This window comes from Curtobacterium flaccumfaciens (genome assembly GCF_051548005.1).
Classification (GTDB): domain Bacteria; phylum Actinomycetota; class Actinomycetes; order Actinomycetales; family Microbacteriaceae; genus Curtobacterium.
The window spans coordinates 1-6,000 of the sequence record NZ_JBPUGH010000185.1 but is presented as its reverse complement, the minus strand read 5'-3'; the positions used below and the strand labels follow the sequence as shown (position 1 = coordinate 6,000).

Annotated in this window: 5 protein-coding genes; 3 read left to right on the top strand and 2 right to left on the bottom strand. The window is 71.5% G+C overall.

From position 1 onward, the window contains the following. The first annotated feature begins 91 nt into the window (after nt 1–91). The 3 genes from ACSW7Y_RS15710 (at nt 92) to ACSW7Y_RS15700 (ending at nt 3,755) form a co-directional block, all read left to right on the top strand. On the top strand, nt 92–919 hold the full coding sequence (locus ACSW7Y_RS15710) for a purine-nucleoside phosphorylase (protein WP_438127176.1): 828 nt from the start codon (nt 92–94) through the stop codon (nt 917–919). Between the two features lie 14 nt (nt 920–933). Beyond that, complete coding sequence (locus tag ACSW7Y_RS15705) at nt 934–2,598, top strand: phospho-sugar mutase (protein WP_438127175.1); 1,665 nt, start codon at nt 934–936, stop codon at nt 2,596–2,598. A gap of 218 nt (nt 2,599–2,816) precedes the next feature. Then, nucleotides 2,817–3,755: a hypothetical protein gene (locus ACSW7Y_RS15700; RefSeq protein WP_438127174.1), complete on the top strand. Its 939-nt coding sequence runs from the start codon at nt 2,817–2,819 to the stop codon at nt 3,753–3,755. An 86-nt stretch (nt 3,756–3,841) separates the two neighbouring features. On the opposite strand, the gene ACSW7Y_RS15695 is transcribed toward ACSW7Y_RS15700, so the two are convergent. Together ACSW7Y_RS15695 and ACSW7Y_RS15690 are read right to left on the bottom strand one after the other, a co-directional pair. Then, on the bottom strand, nt 3,842–5,620 hold the full coding sequence (locus ACSW7Y_RS15695; RefSeq protein ID WP_438127173.1) for an acetyl/propionyl/methylcrotonyl-CoA carboxylase subunit alpha: 1,779 nt from the start codon (nt 5,618–5,620) through the stop codon (nt 3,842–3,844). Nucleotides 5,621–5,699: 79 nt separating this feature from the next. Further along, nucleotides 5,700–6,000 (bottom strand): Maf family protein (locus ACSW7Y_RS15690; RefSeq protein WP_438127172.1); only part of this gene is annotated, 301 nt, incomplete at its 5' end.

Genomic DNA, 6,000 nt, shown 5'->3' with positions numbered 1-6,000 from the left:
CGTGTGCGCTGCGTGCGGTCGCGCGTGTGCGCTGCGGGCGGTCGCGCGTGTGCGCTGCGGGCGTGCCGTCGGCGCGCCCTAGGATCGGTGCATGAGCACGGACAACCCGCTGAACGACCCCGCCGCCGACCCCTTCGAGGTCGCACGCGCCGCCGCCGACGTCATCGCGTCGAAGTCGGGGATCGACCGGCACGACATCGCCCTGACCCTCGGATCCGGATGGGGCAAGGCCGCCGACATCATCGGTGAGACCGTCTCCGAGATCCCCGCGTCCGAGGTCCCGGGCTTCAGCGCCTCGGCCGTCCCCGGGCACTCCGGTACGGTGCGGTCGATCGCCCTGCCGGACGGCCGCCACGCGCTCGTGATCGGCGCCCGGACGCACTACTACGAGGGCCACGGCGTCCGCCGTGTCGTCCACAGCGTCCGTACCGCTGCGGCGACCGGAGCCACCACGATGGTCCTCACGAACGGCGCAGGCGGCATCAAGGAGCACTGGGCGCCCGGCACCCCCGTGCTGATCAGCGACCACATCAACCTGACCGCGGACAGCCCGCTCGAGGGTGCGACGTTCGTCGACCTCACCGACCTGTACTCGTCGCGACTGCGAGAGGTCGCCCGCTCCGTGGACCCGTCGCTGGACGAAGGCGTCTACACGCAGTTCCGCGGCCCGCACTACGAGACCCCGGCCGAGGTGCAGATGGCGAAGGTCATCGGCGGGCACATCGTCGGCATGTCCACCGCGCTCGAGGCCATCGCCGCGCGGCAGGCCGGCATGGAGGTCCTCGGCTTCTCCCTCATCACGAACCTCGCCGCGGGCATCCAGAAGACGCCGCTGTCGCACGCCGAGGTGCTCGAGGCCGGTCGCGAAGCCGAGCCGCGCATCGCCGACCTGCTCGCCCGCGTGGTGGCGGCGCTGTGACCGGCGACGGTGCGGTGAAGCTCGATCTCGACCGGGTCCTCGCCACCGCTCGCGCCTGGTCCGCCCAGGACCCGGACGACGAGACCCGCACCGAGCTCGACGCTGCCGTCGCGGCCGCTGCGACCGGGGACGGCCCAGCCGTCCGGGAACTCCACGCCCGCTTCGCCGGTTGCCTGGCGTTCGGCACCGCGGGGCTCCGCGCCGAGCTCGGGTACGGCCCCCTGCGCATGAACCGCGTCGTCGTGACGCAGGCAGCCGCCGGTCTGGCTCGCTTCCTGATCGACTCCGGCCGATCGCGCAGCGTCGTGATCGGGTACGACGGGCGCGTCAACTCCGACGTCTTCGCCCGTGACTCCGCCGAGGTCATGCGCGGCCTCGGGCTCGACGTCACGCTGCTGCCGTCCGCGCTGCCCACCCCCGTGCTGGCGTTCGCCGTCCGGCACCTCGGGGTCGGCGCGGGTGTGATGGTCACGGCGAGCCACAACCCGCCGCGGGACAACGGGTACAAGGTGTACCTCGGCGAGGCCGACAAGGGGTCGCAGATCGTCCCGCCGGTCGACGCCACCATCGCCGACGCGATCGACGTGGTCGCCGCGGGGTCGATCGTCGACCTGCCCCGGGCGACCGACTACACCGTCGCGGGCCCGGAGCTGCTCGACGCCTACGTCGGCACCACCGCCGCGACCGTGCCCGCGCCGGCGCTCGGCGTCGATGCGCAGCCGAAGGTCGTCTACACGGCGATGCACGGCGTCGGGTGGGAGACCGCGCGGGCCGTCTTCGAGCGCGCCGGGTACGCCGTCCCGGACACCGTGCCCGAGCAGATCGAGCCGGACGGTGCGTTCCCGACCGTGTCGTTCCCGAACCCGGAGGAGCCGGGCGCGATGGACCTCGCGGTCGCACGCGGGGTCGCAGCGGGCGCCGACCTCGTCATCGCCAACGACCCCGACGCCGACCGGCTCGCGCTCGCGATCCCCGACGGGGCCGGTTCCTTCCGACGGCTCTCGGGCAACGAGGTCGGCTGGCTCCTGGGCTGGCAGGCCGCTGCCCGGGCGTCCGCGGACGGTCGGGGTGGCACGCTCGCCGCGTCCATCGTGTCCTCGCCCGCGCTCGCACGCGTGGCCGAACGGCACGGGCTCGGGTACCGCGACACCCTGACCGGGTTCAAGTGGGTCTCGCGCGTGCCGGACCTGGTGTTCGGCTACGAGGAAGCGCTCGGCTACCTGGTCGACCCCGATGTCGTCCGCGACAAGGACGGCATCTCGGCAGCCCTGGCGCTGCTCGACCTCGCGACGACGCTCGCCGCCGCGGGCCAGACCATCGCCCACCGCCTCGAGGCCTTCGCCGCCGAGTTCGGGGCGTTCGCGTCCGGACAGGTGGCGACGCGCGTGGACGACCTGTCGCGCATCGGGGAGATCATGGCAGCGCTCCGGTCCGACCCGCCGTCGTCGCTCGGCCCGGTGGCCGTCCGCTCCGTGACCGACTACGCGGACGGGGCCGACGGGTTCCCGCCGTCGGACATCCTGCGGTACGACCTCGAGGGCGATGCCCGGGTGATCGTCCGGCCGAGCGGTACCGAGCCGAAGGTCAAGGTCTACATCGACACGGTCGCGGCGACCCCCGCGGAGGCGCAGTCCCTCGTCGACGCCCTCGCCGAGGCGGTCCGCCCCCTCGTGTCGTAGCGTCGAAACCAGGTTCCGGACACAGCACCGCGTTTCTTCGCGGTGCTGTGTCCGTTGCGCAGTGCGATAGCGCCTGCTGCACGACAACTCGGCCGACAGCTGCCGAGTCGACCCGACAGCCGTCCGGCGCTCCTGCACAGCGCTCGTCGTGTGCGCTGACGTCCACAGCGAGGACCGTTCCGGTGCGTGGATGTCCGAAGCCGACCGATCCTGTGGCGATGGACCGGCTGCCGCTCTTCTCCGTTCCCGTCGACGAGGGCGCGGCCCGAGGCGCCCGACGACGACGTTCGAACGGTGAGCGTGTGCGGGTCGGCTACGGGATCACGACCTCGGCCGCTGCGTTCCGGAGCGCATCCGAAGCCACTCGTCACCGCGCCAGGATCGACGCCGTCGTCAGCCGCTCGAAGTCCGGTCTCATCGTCTCGCACGAGTCAGCCGTGGTCATGCACGGGCTCCCGTGGTTCGGACCGTTCCCCGAACGGGTGCTGCTCACCGACCCCGGACGAGACCGAGCGCAGCGGCTGCGCTTCAGCGACAAGGTGCCGGCTCAGAGGCGCCGAGTGAGCACGGTCGCGATCGACGGCATCGAGACGACGGACCTCGTCGAGACCGCCGTCGATGTCGCGCTCCGCTCCGACCGCGGCCACGCCATCGTCGTGCTCGAAGCTGTGCTGAGTCGTGGCGTCACACGGGAGCTGCTGCTCGTCGAGCTGTCCCGGCGTACGAACCGACGCGGCGCTGCGCGGGCTCGGCGTCTGGTCGAGATCGCGGACGGGCGTGCTGAATCACCCGGTGAGAGCCTGACTCACCTCGTCGCCCACGATCTCGGGCTCCCCGCGCCGATCCTGCAGCACGAGTTCCGAGTCCTCGGTCGACTCGTCGCGCGAGTCGACTTCTGGTTCCCCGAGTACGGGGTCGTCATCGAGTTCGACGGACTCGCCAAGTACCGGGACCGTTCCCTGCGGGGACAGCGTGCACCGGAGGACGTCGTCATCGACGAGAAGCTCCGCGAGGACGCCGTCCGTGCACTGCCGCAAGTCCGTGGTGTGGGAAGGGTGACGTGGCGTGACGTCTTGCCCGGTGGAGCCGCTCCGAGTGTCTTCGCGCGTGCAGGATTGCCCGTGGCTCGCGCGGTCCGCACTACTCCGCCGTGGTGACGCACCGAGAAACGGACACAGCACCGTGGAAAACCACGGTGCTGTGTCCGGAACCTGGTTCCGGCAGCCGCGCCGCGCGCCGCGCGCTACGCGAGCTCGAGCAGCACGTGGCCGGACGAGATCGTCTGGCCGACGGGGGCGTTGAGCGCCTTCACGACACCGTCGCGGGTGGCCTGCACGGGCTGCTCCATCTTCATGGCCTCGAGCACGACGAGCAGGTCGCCCTTCACCACGGTGTCACCTTCGGCGACCGCGACCTTCACCACGGTGGCCTGCATCGGCGACGTCACCGAACCCGACGACGCGAGTCCGCCTCGCACGCCGGACGACCGACGCTTCGGGGGAGCGGACGGGCCGGCGGGACGACGACCAGCGGCACCGGCAGCGCCACCGCCGACGATCGACGGCATCGTGACCTCGATGCGCTTGCCCTGCACCTCGACCACGACGGTGTCGCGCGACGCGGGAGCGGGCAGCTCCTCGGTCGCACCGCTCCACGCGGGGATGTCGTTCTGGAAGTCCGTCTCGATCCACTGCGTGTAGATGCTGAACGGCGTCTCGTCGTCCGTGGCGAACGCCGGGTCCGACACGACCGCGCGGTGGAACGGCAGCACGGTCGGCAGGCCGGTGACCTCGAACTCGGCGAGGGCGCGACGCGAGCGCTCGAGCGCCTCGGCACGGGTGGACCCGGTGACGATCAGCTTCGCGAGCATCGAGTCGAACGAGCCGGACACGACGTCGCCGGACACGACACCGGAGTCGACGCGGACACCGGGGCCGGACGGCGCGTTGAACGCGTGCACCGGGCCCGGCGCGGGGAAGAAGTTGCGGCCGGGGTCCTCGCCGTTGATGCGGAACTCGAACGAGTGCCCGCGCGCCACCGGGTCGTCGTAGTCGAGCACGCCGCCCTCGGCGATGCGGAACTGCTCGCGCACGAGGTCGATGCCGGTCACCTCTTCGGAGACGCAGTGTTCGACCTGCAGGCGGGTGTTGACCTCGAGGAAGGACACCGTGCCGTCGGCACCGATGAGGAACTCGCAGGTGCCGGCGCCGACGTAGCCGACCTCGCGGAGGATCGCCTTGGACGACTCGTACAGCCGCTCTTCCTGCGAGGAGGTCAGGTACGGCGCGGGCGCCTCCTCGACGAGCTTTTGGTGCCGGCGCTGCAGCGAGCAGTCGCGCGTCGACACGATGACGACGTTGCCGTGCTCGTCCGCCAGGCACTGGGTCTCCACGTGCCGCGGCTTGTCGAGGTACTTCTCGACGAAGCACTCGCCGCGACCGAACGCGGCGATGGCCTCGCGCGTCGCCGACTCGAACAGTTCCTCGACCGACGAACGGTCACGGACGACCTTCAGCCCACGGCCGCCGCCGCCGAACGCCGCCTTGATCGCGACGGGGAGTCCGACCTGGTCGACGAAGTCGAAGACCTCGGACACGTCCTGCACGGGCTCGATCGTCCCCGGCGCGAGCGGTGCGCCGACCTTCTCGGCCACGTGGCGCGCGGAGACCTTGTCGCCGAGTCGCTCGATCGACTCCGGCGAGGGGCCGATCCAGGTCAGCCCGGCGTCGATGACGGCACGGGCGAAGTCGGCGTTCTCGGCGAGGAACCCGTACCCCGGGTGCACCGCGTCCGCGCCGGAGCGTCGGGCGACGGAGATGATCTTGTCGATGACGAGGTAGGTCTCGGCGCTCGTGGTGCCGTTCAGCGCGTACGCCTCGTCGGCGAGACGGGCGTGGAGGGCGTCACGGTCCTGGTCGGCGTAGACCGCGACCGATGCCTTGCCTGCGTCGCGGGCCGCGCGGATGATGCGGACGGCGATCTCGCCGCGGTTCGCGATGAGGACCTTGCTGATACGGGGCATGGTAAGTCAGCGTATTCGTGCTGCCGCGGCCCGAATTGAGCGGCGTCCACAAAGAACCGGCGCGAAGAAGTGTGGATGTCTACATCGACCAGAGGTCGTGCCACGTCGCGCCGAATCCGCGGAGCAGCATCGAACGCAGCACCGGCAGCGACAGTCCGACCACGGCCGAGGGAGCGCCGTCGATGCGGGTGATGTACGCGGCCGCCCGGCCGTCGATCGTGAAGGCACCGGCGACCTCGAGCGGTTCCCCGCTCGCCACGTAGGCGTCGATCTCGTCGTCGGAGACGTCGTCGGCGAACGTGAGCACGGCGCTGTCGACCGCGACGACGCGGTCGCCGTCGGCGACCATCGCGGACCCGCCGGGCGCGGCCTCGCCGATC